This window comes from Candidatus Hydrogenedentota bacterium, from assembly GCA_018005585.1.
GTDB lineage: Bacteria > Hydrogenedentota > Hydrogenedentia > Hydrogenedentales > JAGMZX01 > JAGMZX01.
The window spans coordinates 1-22,940 of sequence record JAGMZX010000067.1; the positions used below are offsets into that span (position 1 = coordinate 1).

General features: G+C 62.9%; 16 protein-coding genes and 1 pseudogene. 9 read left to right on the forward strand and 8 right to left on the reverse strand.

Translation table 11 applies throughout. From position 1 onward, the window contains the following. Positions 1–344: hypothetical protein (locus KA184_12600; protein ID MBP8130411.1), on the forward strand; the 344-nt coding region annotated here is incomplete at its 5' end. A 75-nt stretch (positions 345–419) separates the two neighbouring features. On the opposite strand, the gene KA184_12605 is transcribed toward KA184_12600, so the two are convergent. The 5 genes and pseudogenes from KA184_12605 to KA184_12625 form a co-directional block, all read right to left on the reverse strand. Continuing rightward, a complete protein-coding gene (locus KA184_12605; protein MBP8130412.1) occupies positions 420–884 on the reverse strand; it encodes a hypothetical protein in 465 nt (154 codons plus the stop codon). Positions 885–1,073: 189 nt separating this feature from the next. Beyond that, positions 1,074–1,376, reverse strand: a pseudogene (locus KA184_12610) (prepilin-type N-terminal cleavage/methylation domain-containing protein). Between the two features lie 266 nt (positions 1,377–1,642). Then, on the reverse strand, positions 1,643–2,812 hold the full coding sequence (locus tag KA184_12615; protein ID MBP8130413.1) for a cytochrome-c peroxidase: 1,170 nt from the start codon (positions 2,810–2,812) through the stop codon (positions 1,643–1,645). A 101-nt stretch (positions 2,813–2,913) separates the two neighbouring features. Beyond that, on the reverse strand, positions 2,914–5,061 hold the full coding sequence (locus KA184_12620; GenBank protein ID MBP8130414.1) for an acylase: 2,148 nt from the start codon (positions 5,059–5,061) through the stop codon (positions 2,914–2,916). Positions 5,062–5,138: 77 nt separating this feature from the next. Continuing rightward, a complete protein-coding gene (locus tag KA184_12625) occupies positions 5,139–7,310 on the reverse strand; it encodes an acylase (protein ID MBP8130415.1) in 2,172 nt (723 codons plus the stop codon). A 187-nt stretch (positions 7,311–7,497) separates the two neighbouring features. Between KA184_12625 and hflX the strand changes: the two genes are divergently transcribed. Together hflX and KA184_12635 are read left to right on the forward strand one after the other, a co-directional pair. Then, complete coding sequence (gene hflX / locus KA184_12630) at positions 7,498–8,790, forward strand: GTPase HflX (GenBank protein ID MBP8130416.1); 1,293 nt, start codon at positions 7,498–7,500, stop codon at positions 8,788–8,790. 37 nt (positions 8,791–8,827) lie between these two features. Beyond that, complete coding sequence (locus KA184_12635) at positions 8,828–9,277, forward strand: NUDIX hydrolase (GenBank protein MBP8130417.1); 450 nt, start codon at positions 8,828–8,830, stop codon at positions 9,275–9,277. Between the two features lie 47 nt (positions 9,278–9,324). Here the strand turns inward: KA184_12635 and KA184_12640 are convergent, their stop codons facing one another. After that, on the reverse strand, positions 9,325–11,856 hold the full coding sequence (locus KA184_12640) for a Na/Pi cotransporter family protein (protein ID MBP8130418.1): 2,532 nt from the start codon (positions 11,854–11,856) through the stop codon (positions 9,325–9,327). 380 nt (positions 11,857–12,236) lie between these two features. Here KA184_12640 and ltaE point away from each other — a divergent pair, with 380 nt between their 5' ends. From ltaE to KA184_12665, 5 genes are all read left to right on the forward strand, one after another. Continuing rightward, positions 12,237–13,247: a low-specificity L-threonine aldolase gene (gene ltaE, locus KA184_12645; GenBank protein MBP8130419.1), complete on the forward strand. Its 1,011-nt coding sequence runs from the start codon at positions 12,237–12,239 to the stop codon at positions 13,245–13,247. 95 nt (positions 13,248–13,342) lie between these two features. Beyond that, on the forward strand, positions 13,343–14,836 hold the full coding sequence (locus tag KA184_12650) for a PLP-dependent transferase (GenBank protein ID MBP8130420.1): 1,494 nt from the start codon (positions 13,343–13,345) through the stop codon (positions 14,834–14,836). Between the two features lie 335 nt (positions 14,837–15,171). Further along, complete coding sequence (gene rfbC, locus KA184_12655; protein MBP8130421.1) at positions 15,172–15,702, forward strand: dTDP-4-dehydrorhamnose 3,5-epimerase; 531 nt, start codon at positions 15,172–15,174, stop codon at positions 15,700–15,702. 6 nt (positions 15,703–15,708) lie between these two features. Further along, a complete protein-coding gene (locus KA184_12660; GenBank protein ID MBP8130422.1) occupies positions 15,709–16,440 on the forward strand; it encodes an SDR family oxidoreductase in 732 nt (243 codons plus the stop codon). 34 nt (positions 16,441–16,474) lie between these two features. Further along, positions 16,475–17,791, forward strand: a complete 1,317-nt coding sequence (locus KA184_12665; GenBank protein MBP8130423.1) for a DUF4910 domain-containing protein — start codon at positions 16,475–16,477, stop codon at positions 17,789–17,791. An 11-nt stretch (positions 17,792–17,802) separates the two neighbouring features. On the opposite strand, the gene KA184_12670 is transcribed toward KA184_12665, so the two are convergent. Together KA184_12670 and KA184_12675 are read right to left on the reverse strand one after the other, a co-directional pair. Next, on the reverse strand, positions 17,803–20,547 hold the full coding sequence (locus tag KA184_12670) for a heparinase II/III family protein (GenBank protein MBP8130424.1): 2,745 nt from the start codon (positions 20,545–20,547) through the stop codon (positions 17,803–17,805). 1 nt (position 20,548) lies between these two features. Continuing rightward, positions 20,549–22,282, reverse strand: a complete 1,734-nt coding sequence (locus KA184_12675; GenBank protein ID MBP8130425.1) for a hypothetical protein — start codon at positions 22,280–22,282, stop codon at positions 20,549–20,551. A gap of 216 nt (positions 22,283–22,498) precedes the next feature. Between KA184_12675 and KA184_12680 the strand changes: the two genes are divergently transcribed. Beyond that, the coding region (locus KA184_12680; protein ID MBP8130426.1) for a DUF59 domain-containing protein at positions 22,499–22,940 on the forward strand (442 nt) is incomplete at its 3' end.

A 22,940-nucleotide genomic window follows, 5' to 3' on the forward strand; every position in this document is an offset into this window, starting at 1 on the left:
ACGAAGGGCTCATGGGCTACATCCGCAAGACGGCGCCCGAAATCGCCACCTGCTTCACCTACGGCAGCGGCATCCGCATGTTGCAGGCGCTGCGCAGCGGCGACTGGGCCGGCTACACGCCCGAAGACACGCTCCTGGCTTTGCCAGACGACCTCGAACGGCACTACGCCCTCGCGGCGGACGAGGTCCGCGCCATCCAGGGCAAGGGCGTGTTCGTGCAGGTGCACACCGTCAATAGCCGCGAGGAGATGCTCCGGCTCCTGCGCTTGGGCGTGGACAGCATCATCACGGACCATCCCGACGTGCTCGCGGAAGTGATCGCTGAGGTTGAACGTAACCCCTGAATTGACTCACAAAGCCTGCGGACCCTCCCCCGCCTCACCGGAGAGGGTCCGCAATTCTTTCCCAAGCAAACGCGATCAGCCGCCTGCCGTTAGCACCAATTCGGCTATCGTAGCCCACGCGGCACTGACCGGGAACTGGTCTTCTTCCGTTCCAGAGGCGTCCGAGGGCATACCCGGACGCTGCGTATAACGCAGGAAGTCCACGTGCCCGTCCAGGTACAGCACATTGCTGCCGCCCGGCACATGGTTAAAAATGGCCGTGTCCGTGCCCGTCACGTCCCAGATGGTCGCGAGAGTCGACTGCGCCATGGACGTCGCGGCGGGATTGTTGATATCCGTAATCAGGAACCGCTCAATGCCCTCGCGCAACCGGTAGAACGTCAACTCAGTCCCTGGCGCAATCCGGCTGTTTCCAGCCGTGTGTGTGTACGAGATGTCCGAGTCGGTAGTCCTTTGAACCGCGTCCAACTGCGCCTGGTTCTGTGTAGCCAGCGCCGTCTGCCAAGGTATGAGCAGCGTCGTCAGATAGAAGTTCGACATGTCGGTGATCGGCACGATCCACGAATTGTCCCGCACGGCCCAACCGAGATAGATGTAGGAACGGTCGGACGTATCAACGCCGGAGGAGGCGACCCATCCGGGAAGCCGCGGATCATTATCCGGCAGCGCGACAATCACCCTGCCATTCGCGTCCACCCAGTCGCCGCCTTCATTCAGAAACTCGCCCGGCGTGTCGTCGGCATCCGACGGACAGAAAATAACCGCAAGGTCATTCAGGTACTCGGGATACGTAACATTAATGGAAAAGAAGAAGTTGCCTGCGTCGATCGACTTCGGCGGAAAGCGTTCGCCCGGGTCTTCATTCGCATACATCTTCAATACCAGCCCCATCTCCTTCAGGTTGTTCTGGCATGATGCCCGGCGCGCCGACTCACGGGCGCGCGCCAGAGCGGGCAGCAGAATGGCCGCCAAGATGCCGATAATGGCGATTACCACCAGCAGTTCGATTAGCGTAAACCCTTTGCGACGCATGACCAGAGTACCTCCTTGGGATACACCCGTTATGAGACCGGAACTACAGAGACCCATTCATCACGCGTTCAGGATAAATGGTGGAGGAGCCTTCTGTCAATACTTTCTTATAATTATCAGGTTAAAATGGGTTTTAACGATTTTCGTATCCAAGAGATTGCGGACTATTCGTATATTGTCCTGGCTGAGGAGAGCATTCCCGCTAATCCAGAGCGGGTTTCAGCAATACAGGTCGTACAACTCTCCCCCAACGAGACCAGTCGCGGTCAAGGCGCGTTACGTAACCTGGAACCCACGGGGATGACGGGCAATCCCGAAGGGACTGCGCCGGGCGGGGCAGGCTGCAGCGAGAGGTCGGTCAACGCATTCAGGAAGGAGACCAACGCAGCTTTCTCCTCCGCGGAGATACGGAACGGGCGAATAAGTGGGTCCACGTTCTCCGCTGGCGGTTCGTTGGCGAGTCCCGCGCCGCCGGCATAAAAATCTATGATGCTCTCAAGGGTGTCGAAATGACCGTTGTGCATATAAGGACCGGTAACGGACGCGTTCCGCAGCGCAGGAACCTTGAACGCGCCGAACGGACCTTCGCCGGGAACCTTCGCGCGCCCCGGATCGGGCGTTTCTTCCTCGGGCACGCCAATCACACGAAATGCCGTGTCGCTGAACGTGGGAAGATGATGACACTGGATACAGCGCATGCGATCGGACCGGAACAGCTCGAAACCGCGCTTTTCCTCTGGGGTAAGCGCCTCCTCTTCGCCCGCGGCAAAACGGTCAAAGCGTGAACGGAACGTGAGCAGCGTGCGTTCAAAGACGGCAACAGCCTTTGTAACGTTTTCGAAAGTGACCGGCTCGCCGTCCGGTCCAAAGACTTGCTCAAACAGGCGCACATACTCCGGTATCGCGGATAATTCGTCCACCAGTTCGTCCGCGTCCTGGTTCATCTCGTCGGGGGCCTGGATCGGAAAAGCGGCCTGATGTTCGAGCAACCGGGCGCGTCCGTCCCAGAACTGATGCGCGTTATAGGCCGCGTTCCAAAGAGTCGGCGACTGCCGCCCCAGTAGCGTGCCGCCCGCGCGGTCGGGCCCGAACCCCTTACCGCCGAAACCCATGGCTTTGCCACGTCCGTCTGCAAGACCGAAATCCGGATGGTGGCACGTGGCGCAGGACATCGTGTTGTCGCCACTGAGGAGCGGGTCAAAGAAAAGCAGGCGGCCCAGTTCCACCTTCTCCGGCGTGACCGGGTTCTCTTCCAGGCCAGGCATCGGCGGAAAGGGCACAAACCAAGGCTTTGGCGCCAATCCGGCCGGCGGTTGAGACGGGAGCGGCACATACTGACCGTCCTCCACGACAAAACCCGGGACGACCGCGCTCTGGCTGGCGGTCGTCGTGGCAAGACCCAAGCCAAAAATGATGTAGAGTGCGCCTGTATGCACGAAAGCAAGACTATCAAGTCCTGGATGCCCGGGTCCAGTCGCGGCAGAGTATGAGCCTGGACGGGATGGACCGTCTTGACGGGGAGAATGCTCGCCGGCCTTTAGCTCTGGCCCCTTTCGCCGGGCCGATAGGATTCCGTCAGGTGCTCACGCAACTCGCTCTCCTCAAAGTGGACCGGTTTGGTCTTGCGCGCCACGAACAGCGGGACCTGGTCGGCGTAATGGGGCGATTCCGGCCGGGTCGATGCGGCGCCGAAATTGTGGAGGCTGCGTGACGAAACGCGGCCCTGCGGGTCCCACTCGACCAGGAGCACATAACTGTCGCCGGAATGCCCGTGCAGCGTGCCGTCGGGCTGCTTGCTGCCATACACGGCATAGAGCGTATCCGGACCTCCGCCAAGCCCCATGTTCACGTCGCCGCGCACGATCCGGTTTGCGGTGCCCCAGGGAACATCGAGCCGGCCATGGTGTTTGTGCAGGAAATGGACCGCCTTCCGCAGGCTTTCGACCGGGTCGGGCGCCGTGCCGCCAAGCAGCATCGCGCGCACGACCGGTTCGCAGGTCAGCACTGCGACCGCCGTGCCGATGCTGCCGGGCGCGGCGCTGAAATCCCAGTTCTTGAGGAGGGCTACGCCCTCATTCATCAGCGGATCGTCAAAACTGTCCCTGGTTTCGAGCTGCGCGATCAAATCTCCGGCCAGGGACTGCCTCGAATAAACCCAATCGAACTTGTAAGCGTAGAATTCGTCGCGCGTGACGGACGTGTCCGGCCCGAAAAGCTCGTGCAGGCGTACCGCGCGATTCGTCATCTTCTCGGGGATGCCAAGCCACAACGGGAACCGGCCCCTCGCGGGGTTGCCCTCGCCGAATGTTGTCTCGAAGGGGCTCGAATTACAGTTCTGTACGAAGCCGGAGGGTGGATTGAAGACCTGCGGCAACTGGTCGAACGGCCAATAGCCCTTCCACAAGGTCTCCGAGGTATCGCCCGGCAGCGTGCCCGACCAGTCGTGGGCGTCGTCGCGCATCGGGAACAGCGCGTTGTAGAGGTACCAGATATTCCCCTTCTCGTCCGCGTAGACCGTATTCATCGCCAGCGTCGCGCGCATCGCCATGGCGTCACGGAATTCCTGGAAATCCGTGGCGCGGTTCATGCGGAAGAACTGTTCCACGGCGCGTATCTCGCCGAAACCGGCATAGGCTATCGCGAATACGCCCTCTTTCGTGCGAATCGCGGGCCCGTGCACGGACCACAGCAAGTGCCGGCGCACGGGCAGGCGCAGGGGGCCGAGCAGTCTTACCGGAATGCGCGTTTCTTTCGTATCGAAATCGCGCCAGGCGCCATCAAACCAATACTGGTTCCGGTTCTCCGGATTGATCGTCAGGCGATAGATATCGCAGAGGTCCGGCATGTTGACCGTGTGCGCCCAGCCCAGATGCCGGTTGTGGCCATGCAGGACAACCGGCGTGCCGGGGAAAAGGCCACCCACGATGTCCCAGCCTTCCTCGCTGTGCAGGCGGGCCTCGTACCACGCCACGGGACCGGTCCACGGCTGATGCGAATTGACCGCGAGGCGCGTGCAGCCGTCGGCGGAACGGCCCGGCGCCACGGCGAAGGCGTTTGAACCCCATTCCCGCGTGTCATCCAGCAACGGCGAATCGGCGCCTTCGTTCATCGCGTGGGTGCTCACGCCTTGCTTGCGAATGGACATCACTTGTCCGAGGTGCCTGTGCAGCATGTAGAAGAAAGGCATGCGGAAGGCAAAGCCGGTCACGACGTCCTTCCCGGTCACGGGAAACAAACGCGGGCTCAGCCATTCGTCCGTGTGCAGCGCCGCGTAGTGGTTTGCGCCGTCCGCATAGGCCTCACAAACCGCGCGCACGGCCTCGCTAAGCGCGCTCTCATAGCCTGCGTCGACGAATTCCCGGACCTTCATCGCGCGCACGAGAAAATCCGTCGGAAGGCCGGAAATCCCGTTCAGGGCCGCCATCTCGCCCCGGGCGGTCAAGAGCGACTCCTGCAGGGTGGCGAAATCATCTTCACAGTGGGCATACGCAAGACCGTAGGCGACATCCGCATCCGTTTTCCCGTAGATGTGCGGCACCCCGTATTCGTCGCGCAGGATCGTCACGTCATATTTCCCGCGAGGGGGAAGGCCGGCCGCAAACCGGTCGACATCCCGCGGGCACGCCGACAAGACCAATGCCCCCGTTACGGCCGCCAGCAGCAAGCGCGGTGCTCTGTGAATCACGGTCGGTACTCCTTACACTTCTTCGCACTAAAGAGGCGTTCCACGCGAAACGCGGCTATTGACAGGTCCAATTACCGTCAGCGCCGGCCATACCAGGGTTCCGTCTCCTCGCCGGGGCGGTACTCGGCCTGGAGGCAGGCGCGCACTTGCTCTTCCGTGAGACAGGCTGGCTTGAACCCCTCCTCGGCGAAAAGCGGCGCCTGGTCCGCGTAGTGCGGCGAATCCGGGTCTACCGTGGCCGCACCGAACTGATGTACGCTCTCGGAGCGCACCTGCCCGTCCTTCCCCCATTCGACCATCAAGACATAGCAATCGCCGCTGGTGGGCGTGAACCGCCCGTCGTCCTCAGCGTACAGGTCAATGGCGCGCAGGCAATCTGGACCCCCACCGAGGGCTGCGTCCACGGTCCCCCGGCGCAGCCGCAGCACCTCGCCCCACGGCACGTCCAGGCGGCCAAAATGTTCGCGCAGGCGCGCGGCGGCCAGCGAGACGCAGGCGCGCACGTCCTCTCGCTCAGCAGCCTTGCGGGATTGGCGGTGGTATTCCGTCCAGGCCGTCAAGGCAAGCGCGGCGCCGCGGTTGTCTTTGCCGGCAGTCCGGTCCCACCCGCGCAACAGCGCGAACGCGTCCGCGAGTTCCGTATCTTCGGGGCGTTCCGCCGCGAGGGCCTCGGCGATAAACCGCGCCATCTCGGAATGTTCGGAATAGGTTGTGTCGAATTTGTACGCGCAGAATTCATCGCGGGTAATAGACGGGTCGGTCCCGTAAGTCTCGAGCGCGCGCAGAGCCCGGTTCGTCATGCGGGTTTCGATGCCCTGATCCGCCCCAAAGTCCGCGGGGTCGGGATTGCCTGGCCCGTCCGTCGCCTGAAAGGGCGAACTGTTGCAGGTCACGAGCAAGCCGGAAGGGGGATTGAACACCTGCGGCACCGCTTCGAACCCGTGGAATCCCTGCCAGAGCAGCGCCGAAGTGTCGCCCGGCAGCGTCTGGGTCCAATCGTGCCCTTCCGCGCGGACAGGGAACATGCCGTTGTACGCGTAGAAGATGTTGCCGTCCTTGTCGGCGTACAGGGTGTTCAGGGAAGTCAGGCGGACCGAGCGCATGGCGGCGAGAAATTCGTCCAGGTTGCGCGCCTTGTTCATGCGGTACCATTGTTCAAGCTGCCCGACTTCGCCGTAACCCGCGAATGCGACAGCGAACACGCCGCGCGGCGTCCGGAACGCGGGCCCGTGCGCCGACCACAACAACTCGCGTTTCACCGTGATCCGCAAGGGTCCGGCTATCTTGACTGTAAGCCGCGCCTTGTCCCGACGGAAATTGCGCCATGCGCCATCGAACCAGTACTGGTTACGGTTGTCCGGGTTGACCTTGAGTTCGTAAACGTCCACCAGGTCGGGGCGATTGACCGTGTGGCACCAGCCCTTGTTCTCATCGTGACCGCTGAAAATCACCGGTCCGCCGGGAAACGTGCCGCCCACCATGTTCCAGCCTTCCTCGCTGTGCACGTGCGCCTCGTACCACGCCACGGGCCCCGTCCACGGCTGGTGCGAATTGATGGCGAGGCGCGTCGCGCCGTCCGCGGAGCGGGCGGGGCCCACGGCGAACGCATTCGAACCCCATTCCAGTTCCAGCGGGGCGCATGACCGGGCGCCGGGCGCGGCGCGGCGCATTACTCCCTTTTCCCCGATTGGCATGCCGCCTTCCGCTGCCAGCAACTGCTCCAGCACTCTGTGCAGTTCATAGAAGAACGGCGCCTTGAAAACCGCGCCGGCCACGACGTCCTTCCCAGTGACCGGCAGCGTGATGTGCGGCATCTTGCCGGGATGAAGCGCCGCGAAATGATTTATGCCGCTGGCGTAGGCTTCGCAAAGCGCGCGCGTATCCGCGCTGAGCTCGGACTCGTACTTCGCATCGACAAACTCGCGCACGCGGAACAGGCGCAGCAGATAGTCGAACTTGGCGAATTCGCGGCCATGAACCGCGCCCATGCGTCCGTGCGCTATCAGCACCGCGTCCTCGAGGTTCACCCAGTCATCCTCGCAGTGCGCGTATGCCAGACCGTAGGCGGCGTCCACGTCCCGCTTCCCGAAGATGTGCGGCACGCCCCAAGTGTCTCTCAGGATCCGCGCGTCGTAGGCGCCTGGGGCGGGAATAAACGGAGTCCGGTCCTGAGGAGCCGGGCAAGCGGAAAGAAAACCCGGCAATAGGGCCGCCACAAACCACAATGCGGTCTTCCGGCGCCGCGTCATCAGCGTCCCTCCCAAAAACAAGGCTTCTGACGTCACGTGCTGGCAATTCGGACCATTGCGCGCCCGGTCTGGTTTCGCGGGCCACGCGTTTGGATAGGATTCGCGTGCTTACCCGCCCGTTTTCTTCCCGTATGCGTCCGTGCGCTACAATACCGGGAGGTTCAAACTGACTCTTGCAGGCGCAGATATGCAGACGGACGGAAAACAGAAACTTGTAGAACTCCCGCGGCCGCCCATTATCGAGCGGATGATTCTCGCCGCGCTCGCATTGCCGGGCGCGCCGGAAGAACGGGTGGAAGAATCCCTCGCGGAATTGGGGCAGCTGGCATGGACGGCCGGCGCGACGGTCGCCGCCACGGTTGTGCAGCACCGGCCGAAACCCTGCCCGGCCACCCTTCTCGGCAAGGGCAAGCTCGAAGAGATCCAGGCGCTCGTTTCGGAGTTGCAGGCGGATGCGCTCGTCTTCGACGGCGAGCTCACGGCGCGCCAGGGCGCGCACATCGAAGACACCATCGGCTGCAAGGTGATCGACCGTACGCAGCTTATTCTCGACATCTTCGCGCAGCATGCACAGACGCGCGAAGGCAAGCTCCAGGTCGAACTGGCGCAGTTGAACTACATCCTGCCGCGACTCGCGGGCCGCGGCTCGATTATGCGGCAGCAGGGCGGCATCGGCGTGCGCGGACCCGGCGAGCAAAAACTCGAAATCGACCGGCGCCGTATCCGTGAGCGCATTCAGCGCCTGCGCGCGGAACTGGACGCCGTCCGCCGCAACCGGACCGTGCAGCGCAAAAACCGCGAACGCGGCGCAACCGGCAAGGTTGTGCTGGTGGGCTACACGAACGCGGGCAAGTCGTCGCTGCTCAACGCACTTACGGGAGCGGGCGTGCTGGTCGAGGACAAGCTCTTCGCTACGCTCGACCCGCGCGTGCGCAAGTGCGTCCTGCCGAGCGGGCGCGAGTTTCTGCTGGCCGACACCGTGGGATTCGTGCGCAAACTGCCCCACACGCTTGTGGCGGCCTTCCGTGCCACGCTCGAGGTCGTAAATGAGGCGGACCTGCTCCTGGTCGTCATCGACGCCGCGCATCCCGCCGCGGAAGAACATGTGCGCGCAGTGTCCAGCGTGCTCAGCGAGATCAACGCGCTGGACCGTCCCGCGGTCAAGGTATACAACAAGATCGATAAGCTGTCTCCAGAACAAGTGGCCGCGCTGGTCGACCCGGCGCGCGAAAACGACGTGGCTGTCTCCGCGCATACGGGCGAGGGCTTGAACCGGTTGCTGGACATCATCGACCGGCAGTTCGCCTCGACGCGCCGCCGCGTGCGCCTGCGCATTCCGCAGTGCAAGGCGGCGGTGCTCGCGCGCGTTCACCGGAACGGCCGCGTGATCAGCCAGTCCTACGACGGAAACGATATCCTGATCGATGCCGAAATCGAGGAAGCCCTGCATGGCCAGATCCAAGAGTACGTCGCTTGCTAAGACGCGGCTGTCGACCCCAGCGGAACCGCGCATACGCGTGGCCGCGCTGGTGCAACGCGAGGATAAGCTCCTGTTTGTCGAACACGCCAAGGAGGGACACCGCTACTGGATGCTGCCCGGCGGCGGCGTGCAATATGGCGAAACCCTCGGCGAGGCGCTCGTGCGCGAGGTCCGCGAGGAGACCGGCCTCGACGTGCGGCCCGGCGCATTGGTGCTGTCGCACGACTCCATCCCGCCCGACCGGCGACGCCACATCGTGAACCTGGTGTTCACCGCCGAGGCTTCCGGCGGCGAGCTGCACGTCGGTGAGGACGCGCGCGTCTGCGCCGCCGCTTTCCTGTCATTGGATGTCTTCGACCACGAAGAACTGCGCCCGGACATCCGCGACGCCCTGCGCGGAATCATCGGCACCGCCGCGCCGCCAAGCGCGCCCTATCTGGGCAATGTGTGGCGCAGCGATGCCGCGGACCAGGGCGGGGCCCCGTGAACCGCGGGAATTGCTCGGGCGCTTTCGCGGATGCATGCCCGTCTTGATCAGGACGCGGTCACCGCGGCGGCGCGTTCGGCGCGCTCCGCAATGTTCAGGAGGTGGTCGTTGACGCGTTCGAGATGGTTCAGCGCGTCCATGTAGATGACCCCGGCCTGAACGTTCTGCACCCCCTCATCAAGCCGTTTGACGTTATCCTCTGTAGATCTGCGGATAAACTGCTGGATTTCCCGCTGAATGGCGCGCACGTCCGTGAGACCATGATGCGCGCCCTCCTGCAGCAGCAAATACACATTTCGGAACTGCCGGTTCAGCATTTCAAGCAACGAGAGGATGCCCTCCCGGGCTTCCGGCGAGAATTGAAGGCGGTGTTCCTCGAGAATGTGCCGCAATTCCAGCATTTCCTCGGCGTGATCGCCCAATCGTTCCGCGTCATTGACCATATGGATCAGGGCGGGCATGAGCTGTATTTCGATCTCGTTCAAGTCGTGCTGAGATAACTCGACCAGGTATTCCGAAATCTCCCGTTGCAGCCGGTCGATAACCTCTTCGCGCTCCGTCACGGTGGCTTCATACTGCGGCTTGTTATCCACCAGGAACTCGCAGCTCTCATTGATGGATTTCTGCCCCTTCTGGACCATGTAGGTGACTTCGCGGATCGCCTGCTGCAGGGCAATCGACGGCGTCTGGAGCAGGCGCGGTTCCAGATAACGCATGACCGTGTCGCGGTCCGCGTCCGTAATCGGAATAATCGTCTGGCAGATTCGCCCCAGCAGCCCCACGAAGGGCAGAAACAGAATGCAGTTCGCAATGTTGAAAAGCGAGTGCGCATTCGCGACATGACGCATGATGTTCTCGGGGTATTCCGTAAAGACCCGGCCCGGCGTCAAGGCGTCGACCAATCCCAGAAACAACGGTTCCCCATTCCACAAGGGCACAAAAAACAGGCCGAACATGTACATCGTTCCGAGCACGTTGAACAAGGTGTGGGCGATGGCCGCGCGTTTCGCGTTCCGGTTCGCGCCGATAGCCGCGAGATTCGCGGTTACGGTCGTGCCGATATTGTCGCCGAGCACCAGCGGCACTGCCGTATAGAAACTGACCAGCCCCTGGCTCGCCAAGGCCATCACGAGGCCGACCGTCGCCGAACTCGATTGAATGATAATCGTCATGACCGTGCCGATAAGGATGCACATCAGGACCGCCCCGGGCGGCATGAAGCCGCTTTCTCCGGGGGTGCAGTCGAAAAGCTGAAACCAGGCCACGAACTCGGGGCTGTAGCGCAACGGCTTCAGAATGTTCGACATGGTCATCATGCCGAGAAAGAGCAGACCGAAACCGAGCGTGGTTTCTCCGAGCGCCTTGACTTGCGGACGCTTGAAAAACACAAACAGGATGAAGCCCACGGTGATCGCCGGGTAGGACATGTTGTCCAGATTGAACGAAATGATCTGGGCGGTCACTGTCGTGCCAATATTCGCGCCGCAGATTACGCCTATAGCCTGCGTGAGCGTCATAATGCCGGCATTCACGAAGCCTACCACCATCACCGTCGTCGCGCCGGAGGCCTGAATGACCGCCGTGACCAGCATGCCGGCCATGACGGCCATGAAGCGGTTCTGCGTCATGAAACCCAGGATTTGCTTCAGGCGCCGGTCGGCCAGATGATGCAGCCCGTCGGACATCATCTTCATGCCGAAGATGAACACGGCCAACGCGCCGAAAAGGACCATGCCCAATTGGACCTTGTTCATGGCCATGGCCTCGAATTCAAACGCGCGTGCGCGGAACCGGTCCTCGTCGTCGATGCCGTTCACCGGGTCGCCCGCTTTTGAGGGGCGCCCGTCGCGAACCTCCGCGGACAGGAAATACTGCTGAACGTTCTTGCCCAGCGTCCACGTCGTCAGCGCCCAGCCATCCGCGCCGGTCCGCCGCATCTGGTGCTCCACCGCGGCGCCCTGACTGTGACCTTCAACGCGGAAATACACTTCCACACCCTGCACCGGCCGCCCTTCGCGGTCCACCAAGCGCAGTCCCACCTCGTCGATGGTGCCGCCCGTTGTGGTCTCGGGGCGGCTCAGCCGCTGCTCAATGCCAGCGGCGGCGCGAAACGTGACCGGCGGAATATCGGGATAGTCGGGAAGCGACCCCACGACTGTCACGTCCCCCGCGCGGCGTCCAAGACGCAACCGGACAGCGGCGGCGCCCGCGGCGTCGGTCAGCGTCTCCACGGCCCGCTGAAAGTCTTGCGCCTCCGGACCCCTTGCATGACCTGTCGACAACTCGCCCCCATCCAGCGTCTCGACTTCAAAACGGACACGTACCCCCTCAACCGCATAGCGCTCGCCGGCCCCACCCAACAACCCCGGTTGAACGGGACTCTCAACAATCACCCGAAGCGGCTTTTCCAGTTCTTTCCCGTAGCCCCCCACCTGGTCATTGCCGGAGGCGTGCTCGTCCAGCAGGAGTCGCTCCGGCTTCAGCGTCGTTTCCGAACCGCTACGGAACCACCACAATCCCCCAATAAAGAAGACCAACGCGAGCGGTATGAGAAACGCAAGCACAGCGCGCTGTTTCATGAAATCTGCTCTTTATTGCTCATTCTTCCCGGAATGGCCTGTAAATCGCGGGCACCGCCCACCTGGACCGCGCGGAGCGCTTCTCGCGGCGCATCCCTCGTTCCTGCGCCACAGCGTCCCCGCCCATATAGCGTAACACGCGGTCTTTCCACACATCAATTTGCCAAATCAATGTGCCGCCAGTGGGCAGGCCGTTGTGTCCGCTTCCCCAATCCCGTAAGCCGTGTTTCCCCGGCCAAGCGGCGGGGCACGCGGAGACGCCCGCCCCACTCGGTCTTATTCCGGGCCTCTTCATTCCCTTCTCCTGCACGCGCTATAATCCGCCCGCGTTTGCCGGTCTTCCACTGGCGGACCGGTCAGCACTCGGGGAGACACATACCATGATCGACCTGCGCAGCGACACCGTAACCAAACCCTCTCCCGGCATGCGCGAGGCCATGGCCACCGCGCCGGTCGGCGACGACGTCTATGAGGAAGACCCCACGGTCAACCGTCTGCAGGCGCGTGGCGCGGCCTTGTTCGGCAAGGAGGCCGCCCTCTTTCTGCCCAGCGGCACAATGGCCAACCTGACGGCCTTTCTCTCCCAGACCCGGCCGGGCGACAGCATTATTCTCAGCGAGGAATCCCATCCTTTTCATTACGAGGCGGCCAATATCGCCATGATCGCCGGGCTGCTCCCCGTTCCCGTTCCGGACCGCCTGGGCAAGCTTTCAGCTTCACAAGTGCTTGAAAAGATTAATCTTATTGACGACCCGCATTATGCACACACACGTCTTGTCAGTATAGAGAACACCACCAACCGCGGCGGGGGCGCGTGCTATACGGTCGAAGAGGTGCGAGCCGTTGCCGAAGTCTGCCGCGGGCACGGATTGAAGCTGCACTGCGACGGCGCGCGCATCTTCAATGCCAGCATAGCGCTGGATGTATCTCCCCAGGCATACGGGCGGTGTTGCGACACGCTCTGTTTCTGCCTGTCCAAGGGATTGGGCGCGCCCGCTGGTTCCATGCTGGTTGGGGACCGGGAGACCATTCACCGCGCCTTGCGCTTTCGCAAGATGCTCGGAGGAGGCATGCGCCAGGTCGGCATCCTGGCCGCGGCAGGCGTATACGCGCTCGAACACCACGTAGAGGGTCTGCGCGAGGACCATCGCCGCGCGCGCACGTTTCGTATGGCACTCGAAGCGCAAGGGGTGACGTTTAACTTGCCATCGCCGACCAACATAGTGTACTTTGAGGTCCACAACGGTCCGGCGGTAGTCGCGGCGCTGGCGGAACAGGAGGTGCTCGTGTTGGAGCATGACCCAAATCTGATTCGGGCCGTGTTCCACCGGGACATCGATGACAACGCGCTTGACAGGGCCATCGAGGCGTGCAAGCGCGTACTTCGGTGACGTTCTGGCCTCTTTCGCACGAAAAGCGTCAGGCGGCGCGGGCATAGGCAGTCACTCCGGACTGTTCCACTGAGCATTGCTTCAGGAATACTTGCATGGTCGCGACCGCACAACAGAGGAATCTGCACCAGGACCCGCTATGGCGGAAGGAAGACTTGGGCAAACCGATCCCGGACGCCGTCCATGCAACATCCATGGCGCTGCCGCTCTGGAGGCACGTAGTCGGCTATGAGGAGAAGGACCCCGCCGTACTGAATGCGCTGGCCTGCGGTTACCCGCGTTTCGTATTTCACCCTTACGTGAAACAGCTTTTTGATGACTGTCTGAGCCGTTTCGGCCGTGCAGGTGAAATTGCGCTGGCGTTTCCGTCGCGGCGCGTCGCCGAGCGATGCCTGCGCTTCGTGTACGCGAAAACGGGGGCCGAGGGCCGGGCCGAACCCTGCGGCGCGCACGACATTTTCGCCGTGTTGTTGCCGGCGGCGTGTTTCGACGCGGGGAAACGGTTCTGGCAACACTTCGGCGAGATTGTCAGTTCGAGGCAGGCGCAGGCCGCCCTCGAAGGGCGGTCGGCGGTCCCGGCCGGGGCAAAGCTGACATTGCGCGAGCGGCTGGCCCGGTTCAGCGGGATGGACGCCGCGGATGTGTTCTTGTATCCGACGGGGATTGCCGCGCTGGCGGAAGCGCACCGCATGCTTCAGGCATGCGCGCCGAACCTGAAAAGCGTCCAGGCAGGCTTTCCTTATGTCGACGTCCTCAAGGTCCAGACCGAGACCGCGCCCGGCGTGCATTTCTTCCCCAGCGGAGACGCGGAACACATCGGCGAAGTCGAGGCGCTGCTCGCGCGGGAGCGCGTCTCGGGCGTCATTTGCGAGTTTGCGGGAAACCCCCTTCTCACGAGCGTGGACGTGCTGCGTCTCGCGGGGACCGTCCGGCAGCAGGGCGTGCCCCTCGTCGTCGATGAAACGCTGGGCACCTATGTCAACGTTGATCTGCGCACCTGCGCCGACGCCATCGTGACCAGCCTGACGAAATACGTGGCGGGGGCGGGCGATGTCATGGCAGGTTCGCTGACCCTGAACGGCGCGTCGCCGTTTCACGACCGGTTCGCCGCTTTCCTGCGTGAACGCCACGAAGACCTGCTCTGGGAAGAGGACGCCTCGGTGCTGGAGACGTACGCGCGTGATTTCCCCGAGCGCATGCAGGCTATCAACCGGGGCGGCGAGCAATTGGCCGATTTCCTGGCGGCGCACCCGAAGGTCGAACGGCTCTACTATCCCAAGTACACGACGCCGCGCCACTACGAGCAGGTACACCGGCCCGGCGGCGGGTTCGGAGGCCTCCTGTCGATTGTCCTGAAAAACGCGGACGCGTCGGCGCCGCGCTTCTACGACGCTCTGCGCGTGAACAAAGGCCCCAGCCTCGGCACGAACTTCACCCTCGCCTGTCCGTACACGCTGCTGGCGCACTACGGCGAACTCGAACAGGTCGAGGCGTTGGGCGTTTCGCGCAACCTCATCCGCGTCTCCGTCGGCCTCGAACCGCCCGAGGACCTGCTCCATCGCTTCGAGGAAGCCCTTGCGCCAATATAAGCGGCAGACACGCCGTTCTGCCCGCAGCACATGGGGGCTTCAGGATGAGCACGCCGGAATTGCACGCTGTCACGGGCGCATACGGTCACTCCGGAAGGCATATCGCGCGGCGCTTGCCGGATGCGGGGCATCGCGTCCTCAGCCGCCCATACGGGCTGCGGTCCTGAGCGGGCCCGCGAAGGCTACAGCCGGGGTTCTCGCGCCGGAATCGGGCGTGGTGCTTGGGGCATGCGTCCGGTATAATGACCCGCATCTCACACCGCTGACCGCATCCTTGCATCAAGCATGTCAGGGGTGCGGACGCGACAGGGACAGGAACCGCGGGAAGCACTGTTGTGATTTTCACGGCCACGGCATTACCAAACGCTTTTATCATTGACCCGGAACGCATTGAGGACGACAGGGGTTTTTTTGCGCGCAGCTATTGCGAGCGCGAGTTCGCGGCACAGGGTCTGCGTCCGCATTGGGTGCAGTGCAACATCTCTTACAACCGGTGCAAGGGCACGTTGCGCGGCATGCACTTCCAGGCCGCGCCGCACGGAGAAGACAAGCTTATCCGATGCACCCGCGGCGCTATTCACGACGTCATCATCGACCTGCGCGCCGGCTCCCCGACCTTCAAGCAACATGTCGCTGTCGACCTCACGGAGGAAAACCGGCGGATGCTCTTTGTGCCCAGAGGTTTCGCTCATGGGTTTCTCACACTGACGGACCATGCGGAAGTGTTCTATCAGATGAGCGCGTTTTACGAACCCGGCGCGGGACGCGGCTGCCGCTACGATGACCCCGTTTTCGGGATTGTCTGGCCCGCGCCCGTTGCGGTAATTTCGGAACGAGACCGGAACTATCCGGACTTTGGGGGATAATCGGCTATGCGGGAACTTCAGGACAATGTAGCGCTGGTCACCGGCGCAAGCAGCGGGATCGGGGCCGCGGTCGCGGTCGCGCTGGCCGCAAAGGGGGTACACCTCGCGCTCGTGGCGCGTCACGCGGAACGGCTCAACACCGTAGCCGCGCGCGTGGCCGCGGGCGGCGTATCCGTCCACACCTATATCGCCGATCTGGCCCAGGAAGAGGACATCAACAGCCTCAAAGCCGCCGTGGACGACGATTTCGGACGGCTCGACATTCTGGTGCACAGCGCAGGCGTATTCGAAGGCGGTTCCGTGGAGGACGTGGACGCCGACTCGCTGTTGCGGCAGTTCCGCGTAAACACGCTCGCGCCATACGCACTGACGCGTCTGTTCCTGCCCGTGATCCGGCGCAGACGCGGCCAGATCGTTTTCATCAACTCCCGCGCCGGTCTTACCGTCTGGGCCAACATCGCGCAGTACGCGGCGACGAAGTACGCCTTGCGCGCCATTGCCGACGGCTTGCGCGCGGAAGTGGCCCGTGATGGCGTCCGCGTGCTGACCGTCTACCCGGGAAAGACGGCAACCGCGCTGCAACAGGCCATTCAGGAAAGCGCGGGCAAGAAATACGACCCCACCCTGTTTCCCCAGCCGGAGGACGTGGCCCAGGTTGTGATCGCCGCGCTTACGCTGCCCATTAATGCGGAAATGACGGATGTGATCGTGCGTCCGCAGCAGGAGCCTTACGAATAGTGCGGCGGCCGGCCATACCGTCGAGGGTCCAACCATGAAGATCGGCGAACTGACGGGCGGACTCGACCTTGAAGCCCTGGGTCGCGAATTGCACGGCCTGATATCCGCGTGGTATCCCATATGCCGCAGTATTACGGGCGAGGGGTTGCGCGAGCAGTTGCGGCGCATCGGCGCGATAATCCCGCTGCAGCTTCACGAAATAGCCACGGGCACGCCGCTGTTTGATTGGACCGCGCCGATGGAATGGAACATCCATGACGCGTATGTAAGCGACGCCGCGGGCCGGCGTGTGGTCGATTTCCAGGAACACAATCTCCACGTGCTGGGCTACAGCACGCCCGTCAAGCGGACCCTCCCGCTCGAAGTGCTCAGACAACACTGCCACACGCTGCCGGACCATCCGGATTGGATTCCCTATCGCACCTCGTATTACCGGGAGCAGTGGGGCTTTTGTCTGGCTCAAAGCCGGCTCGATGCGCTGCCGCCCGGCGACTACGAGGTCTGTATCGACGCCACGCTGACCAACGGTTCCATGAGTTACGGCGAGTGTCTGCTGCCGGGGACAGGCACGGAAGAATTCCTGTTTTCAGCGCATGCATGCCACCCGTCGCTGGCGAACGACAATCTCTCCGGTCTCGCGATCGCGGCGTGCCTGGCTCGCGCGTTGCGCGAGGTGCCACACCGCCTTACTTATCGTTTCGTGTTCGCGCCGGGCACGGTCGGCGCGATTGCGTGGCTGGCGCACCATGAACAAGAGGCCGCGCGGATGCGGCACGGGCTGGTGCTCGCGTGTCTGGGAGACAAGGGACACTCGACGTACAAGAAGAGCCGCCGCGGCGATGCAGCCATCGACCACTGCGCGGCGTACGTGCTTGAGCATTCGGGGCAGCCTCATGAGGTCCAGGAATTCACGCCTTACGGCTACGATGAGCGCCAATACGGCAGCCCGGGCTTCAATTTGCCCGTCGGCTGTTTCATGCGTACGCCGCCGGGCCGGTATCCCGAATACCATACCAGCGCGGACAACCCGGACTTCGTGCATTCCGAATCGCTGGCGGATTCCTACGGGAAATTGGCCCGCATAATTGAGATTCTGGAAAATGACGGCGTATACCGAAACCTGAACCCGAAATGCGAACCCCAGTTAGGCAAACGCGGCCTCTACACGGCCATCGGCGGTAAGACGGACACGAAGGCGCTCGAAATGGCCATGCTTTGGGTATTGAATTACTCCGACGGCGCCCATTCGCTGCTCGATATCGCGCGAAAGTCCGGTGTCGATTTCGCCCATGTGCGCGCGGCCGCCGACGCGCTGCTCGCCGCGAACCTGCTCGAGGAATGCCCCGCCTGACCCGGAGTTGTTCAGAGAACCGGCTCCCAGAAACCCTCCCGCTGCGGCTGCTCGAAGAGCTGCGCCCCAACCGCCAGCCGCGAACCCTCCGCGACCGCGGCATACTGGATGACGCCATCCGCGTCAAAGCGAACCAGGCAGGCATCGGCGTCGGTCTCAATAACCGGGTCCCCAGCCACACGGCACGCGGCCTCCGGCCGGTCTTCAGGGTCGCGCAACACGAGCACGTCGCGGTGTCCATCGCTGAGATACAGGGTCAGCGCCACGTGCCGGTCGGACAACACGGCGCCGGAACCATCTGTCAACGAGACGCGTTCCATGCGCGCAATCGCGGGCGCGTCCTCGTAAGGTTCGATCACGCCGACAAAGGTGGAGGCCAGCGTCTGCCCCTCGGGCGCACTGCGTTGCACGACCACACGCGGGATCCAGGTCTCCGCGTTCGTGTCGAAGGAACCCGCGACGACCCATGCCTCGGCCAGCCCCGCCGCCGCCTGCGTCGTGAAATCGGTATAACGCAGGCGCACCTGTTTCCCCTCGGGGAGATAGCCAAGCCGGTCCTCGATGACCCAGTCGGCGCGCCAGCCGGGGGGGGCGGCCGGGTCCATTCGGAAATTGCGCATCTGCGTGTTATTGCCGTAATCCGGCGCGGGGGCAAGGTTTAAACCCCCGGTTTCCACCGAGCCAAAATGGCTGTGCATGAACTTCGTTTGCTGCAATCCGCCATCGACACGAAAGACATCCACCACGTAGCATTGCTTAGGCGACACGTCAGCCAGAACAGCGGTGCGTTCGTAGCGATTGTCGCGGTTCAACGGACGCGCGGACGCGCGAATGGCGTGAAACCGGCTGCCGTCCGCCCACAACGTTGTTGTGCCGCTTCCCTTCGCGGTGTTCTTTCCATCGACAACAACCGTATTGTGCGCGGCGGTCATGGTGTACCATGCGGCGCGCGGCGAACCCCAGCCGCCGTACTGGACGGGCGGATAGCCAAACTCAGGCATCACGTCGAGTCCCTCCGCAAAGAGGCCAAGATTCATGCCGTCGTGATGGCCGTGCCCGCCGCCGGAATCGTAGTCGAGCCAGACCGCGCGTTCGTGCGGCCCCTCGCCGGAACGCAGGATGGCAATGCACCATTCCTGCTTATTGACGCTCGGCAGGCGAAGCGCGCTGCCGTGTTCCTCAATCAAGGCTCGCATCTTCGAAGCGGCCGCGTCCGGTTCCGGAGCAAAAAGGTCCCAGGGTATGCCGTCCAGGCTGTTGCCGTTCGCGCGGCAGGCCACGCGGACGAAGTCGACGTCGTCGCTGAGTTCATACAGGCGCATCAGCAACGAAAAGCACGACGGCGGCAGGAAGGTCCACGCACAGGAAGTCAGCCCCGTAAACCCGGGCTTCGAGAAATTCATGCCTTTGTATTCCGGGCACATGATGGCGAACGCGCCCGTGTCGCCGGACATCGGGTAGTAGCGGTCGAGGCACAACGTGTCGATATGGAAACGAAACGTATCATGCAGGCGCGGATGACGCGCGTACACCGCGGCCAGGAAATCCGGGTCCGCCTTGTCCATCTCAGCCAGGAACATCGCCAACGCCGCAATCGTGAAGGAAGAATAGCCTGCAAGCCCCTTTTCGCCCGTGACGCCGTCCACGGCGGTGGCTTTCGTCAGCATGGCGTCCACCACCTCATCGAAAGCGGCCTTGTTGCCAGTTGGGTCCAATACGGCCAGCATCAGCGCGACGGCGATCTCCGTGCGCGGATAGTTGGTCGTGATCTTCGGGCGCATGGTCAGGGCGTCGCGCAGGATGCGTTCTTCGATGTTGCGCAGCACGTCCGCAGGCGCCGCCTTCGTATTCGCAAGTCCGTGCCGCGCGGCTTTCTCCGCGAGAAACGCGGCAAGCGCCGCGTCTTCACGAATCCCGTCAAAGACCATGTCGTAGGCCATCGCCAGTTCCCGCGTCTCTTCGCAGGCATCGTGCCACGTCGAAACATAGCCCGCGGCGCCCGGCACCTCGTAGACCAGTGCCTGCTGCTTGAAATCGAACTCCGGATACAGATCCGCGATGCGGTCCAGCAACACGCCCGCCTTGTGTGCATAGATGGGGTCGCCCGTCAACAGATACGCGGCGCCCAGGATACGCACCCCGGCGACAATGGCCTGTTTCCATTGCCCATAGATCAGGTAAGCCCCTATGAAGCGCCAGCGGTGGTCACCAGAGACGTAGCCTTCGCCGTCGTCGACTCCGAACAGATGCTTCGGGTCGGCGGGGTCGGGGTGCTCGGCGTTGAACAGCAGCGACCTGTCCGCACGCGCGGGATCGAACACACCCCGGGCATCGAGACCGGAATCATAGAACGCCTTGAAATCGTTCGCCGGAAAGAATGCCTCGCAATGCGGGCATTGGACCTTCCAGGGCCGGTGCAGCGCATCCATCTTCCAGTTGTACATGGGGACGCTTTCCTGGCATGCCGGACAATGCCCGTTCGACCAGACCATCCAGGAGCGCGTAATCGTCGCCCCAAACATGAGCCGCCACAACTCGTCATCGCTCTGCCGGGCCCACCACTGCGCCGCCTCAACCAGGCCATCGCGCACCTCCTTCACCCATGGGTCGGTGGCGGCTCGGGTCCGAAGCTGCTGCACCAAGGCTTCGGGATAGAGGGAACTGCCCTGTTTCACAGAGGGCTGGGCAGCGGCCAAACCGCAGGCCAAAATGAGATCGCAAAAGATTACAAATACACGCAAATATTTCAAAATCATTCTATCGCTTCCTCTGTCGCGCTCTATAGACCGTGAAATCCGGCTTGTCGAACGACCAGCTGTACTCGGCGGCCGTAGGCAGCGCTTGCCACGGGTCGACCTCGGGATGATTCCAGCTCGTGTACAACAAGCCAAGGACGCGACTCGTGTCCACGACGCGGGTCGCAAGAGCTGTCGTCCAGTGATGCACGTTCTGGTGGTCGAACCAAGGCGAGCCGGTCACAAAGAAGCCAAGGTCCGTAAAATAGTCGATGGACTGCTCGACGAGCCGGCTGGGGTCGGGGTGATGGTAGAACCAGAGGCATTGAATGATTTCGCGGGGCAGTTTCTCGGCGGCGCCGGTCAATGCGAGCTGCGGCGCGTTATGGAAGGGGTTTACGGCATCGGCCCACATCATGAGGCGCACTTGCGGGTTGGCTTCGCGCGCGAAGGACAGCATGCGCGCGACGTCGTCTACGAACAGGTCCGCGTTGCTGAGCCCGCGCACCCTGCAGCGCCGGTCGCGGTTCAGACACCGGGGCTCGTCGTGTCCAATGTGCAGAAACCGGGGTTCCATGCAGGTCATCGTGGCCTGAATGGCCTTGCGCATAACCTCCTGATAGAGCGGTTCAGAAGGGCAACAGGTGACGCTGTCCGGCGGCGCATAATCGTAAGTGACCAGCACGGTATCCCCTTCCTGGAGCCGCCCGCCTTCCATGGCTTCGATGCACAGCGGCCGCGCATCGGCGGCATAGGGCGGCTTGATGGCCGGAGACGCTGCTTCGGTCCCCGCGGCGGCAACACGATAATCCTTGCCCGCCTCGTAGACGACGTTCCCCCCGCTGTCCGTAATGGTGAGCGGCGAAGCTTCGGTGAAGACGACATTGACAAGGGGCGGCGCTGACGGCGGCTGCGCGGGCGCGGCCGGTTCGAGAACGCCCTTGCGCACCACGCACGGCTGCCGCTCAACCGTCAGGCCTTCGACGGCGCGCGGTTCGATTTTCAGCACGGCGCCGCCCCAGCCGAGGCTTTGCAGTTCCGGGACAGGCTCAATGAAATGCTCGCGGCACCGTTGCGCGACACGCCGCCAGCGGTCCGCGGTCTCCGGGTTATCCAGGTGATAGAAGTCGCTGGTTTCAAAAACGAGGAAGTTGACCTTCATGGCCGCCATGCGGGAGACGGCTTCTTCAATCGAACCGCCCGGCACGTTGCCGCCGCCGATATATGCGCCCCGCCAGGGCATGTCCGGTGCGTCGCGGATACTTACACAGGGCACTCGGCCCGTCTCCGACAAGAGCGCGTGCAAGGTCATCAGGCCGTAGAAGAGGCCGGGCAGGCCATCGGCGACAATACCCACCGACGAGTCCGACACCAGCATGTGATACCCCTGCACCGGAATGCCCATGAACAACCCCTCCCCGGCGTCGGACTTGGCGTCGGGTCCCAGAGCAAGCATGATGCCCTTCTCCATGCCTGCCTCTTTCGGGCCGTGCGCCGGCAAAGGCTCCAGGCCCAGCTCCCCCGCCCGCGCGTTGAGCATGCGTATCCCCGCTTCGAGCGACTTGCAGCGGTCCTCCAGGAAGAAGCCTGTCAACCGTTTCCATTCCAGCCAGCGGGGCTCGTCGTAGGTCCACAGGACGTCCTGCGGCTCGGGAGAGATTTCAGGCAATTGAAGCGCGACCTGCGCAACGGCGACACGTTCCAGAATCATGAATGCCGCGATGAGGCAATAATACTTGGACCATAGCGTTTTCACGGGAATCGCTCCACTTGAACGGCCATCATAAGCGAACCTTCTTATAGACCCGCCGCCCGGGGGATTCAAGCCCACCGCCGCCGGGGAATGCGGGACCCGTCTTTGTCGTTTCCCTGAAAGGAACTGCGGGCACGGACTGGACAAAAGCGCGGGCTGGTCTCTAAGATACGGCCTCTCTGGGGGCGATAACAAGGCGGAACAAGGAAAGACCACGTTATGCCAGCGGAAAAAGACGTTCTCAATGCGCTCCAGCACATCATCGACCCGGACCTGGGCCGCGATATCGTGTCGCTTGGATTCGTCAAGAACCTGAACATTCAAGGCGGCGAGGTCGCGTTCACGCTTGAATTGACCACGCCCGCGTGCCCGGTAAAAGAACGCTTCCGGGAGCAGGCACAGGCAGCGGTCGCCGTCCTGCCTGGCGTAAAGGCCGTACATGTGACCATGACCGCCATGCCCTCGCAGCGCCAACAAAAACCCAGCGTCAACAGACTCGACCAGGTGGACACCGTGATTGCGGTGTCTTCCTGCAAAGGCGGTGTGGGAAAATCGACCGTGGCGGGCCACCTGGCGCGGGCGATTCAGCGCGAAGGGCATGCCGTGGGCGTGCTCGATACGGATATCTATGGCCCGTCGTTCCCGACGCTGTTTGACGTCC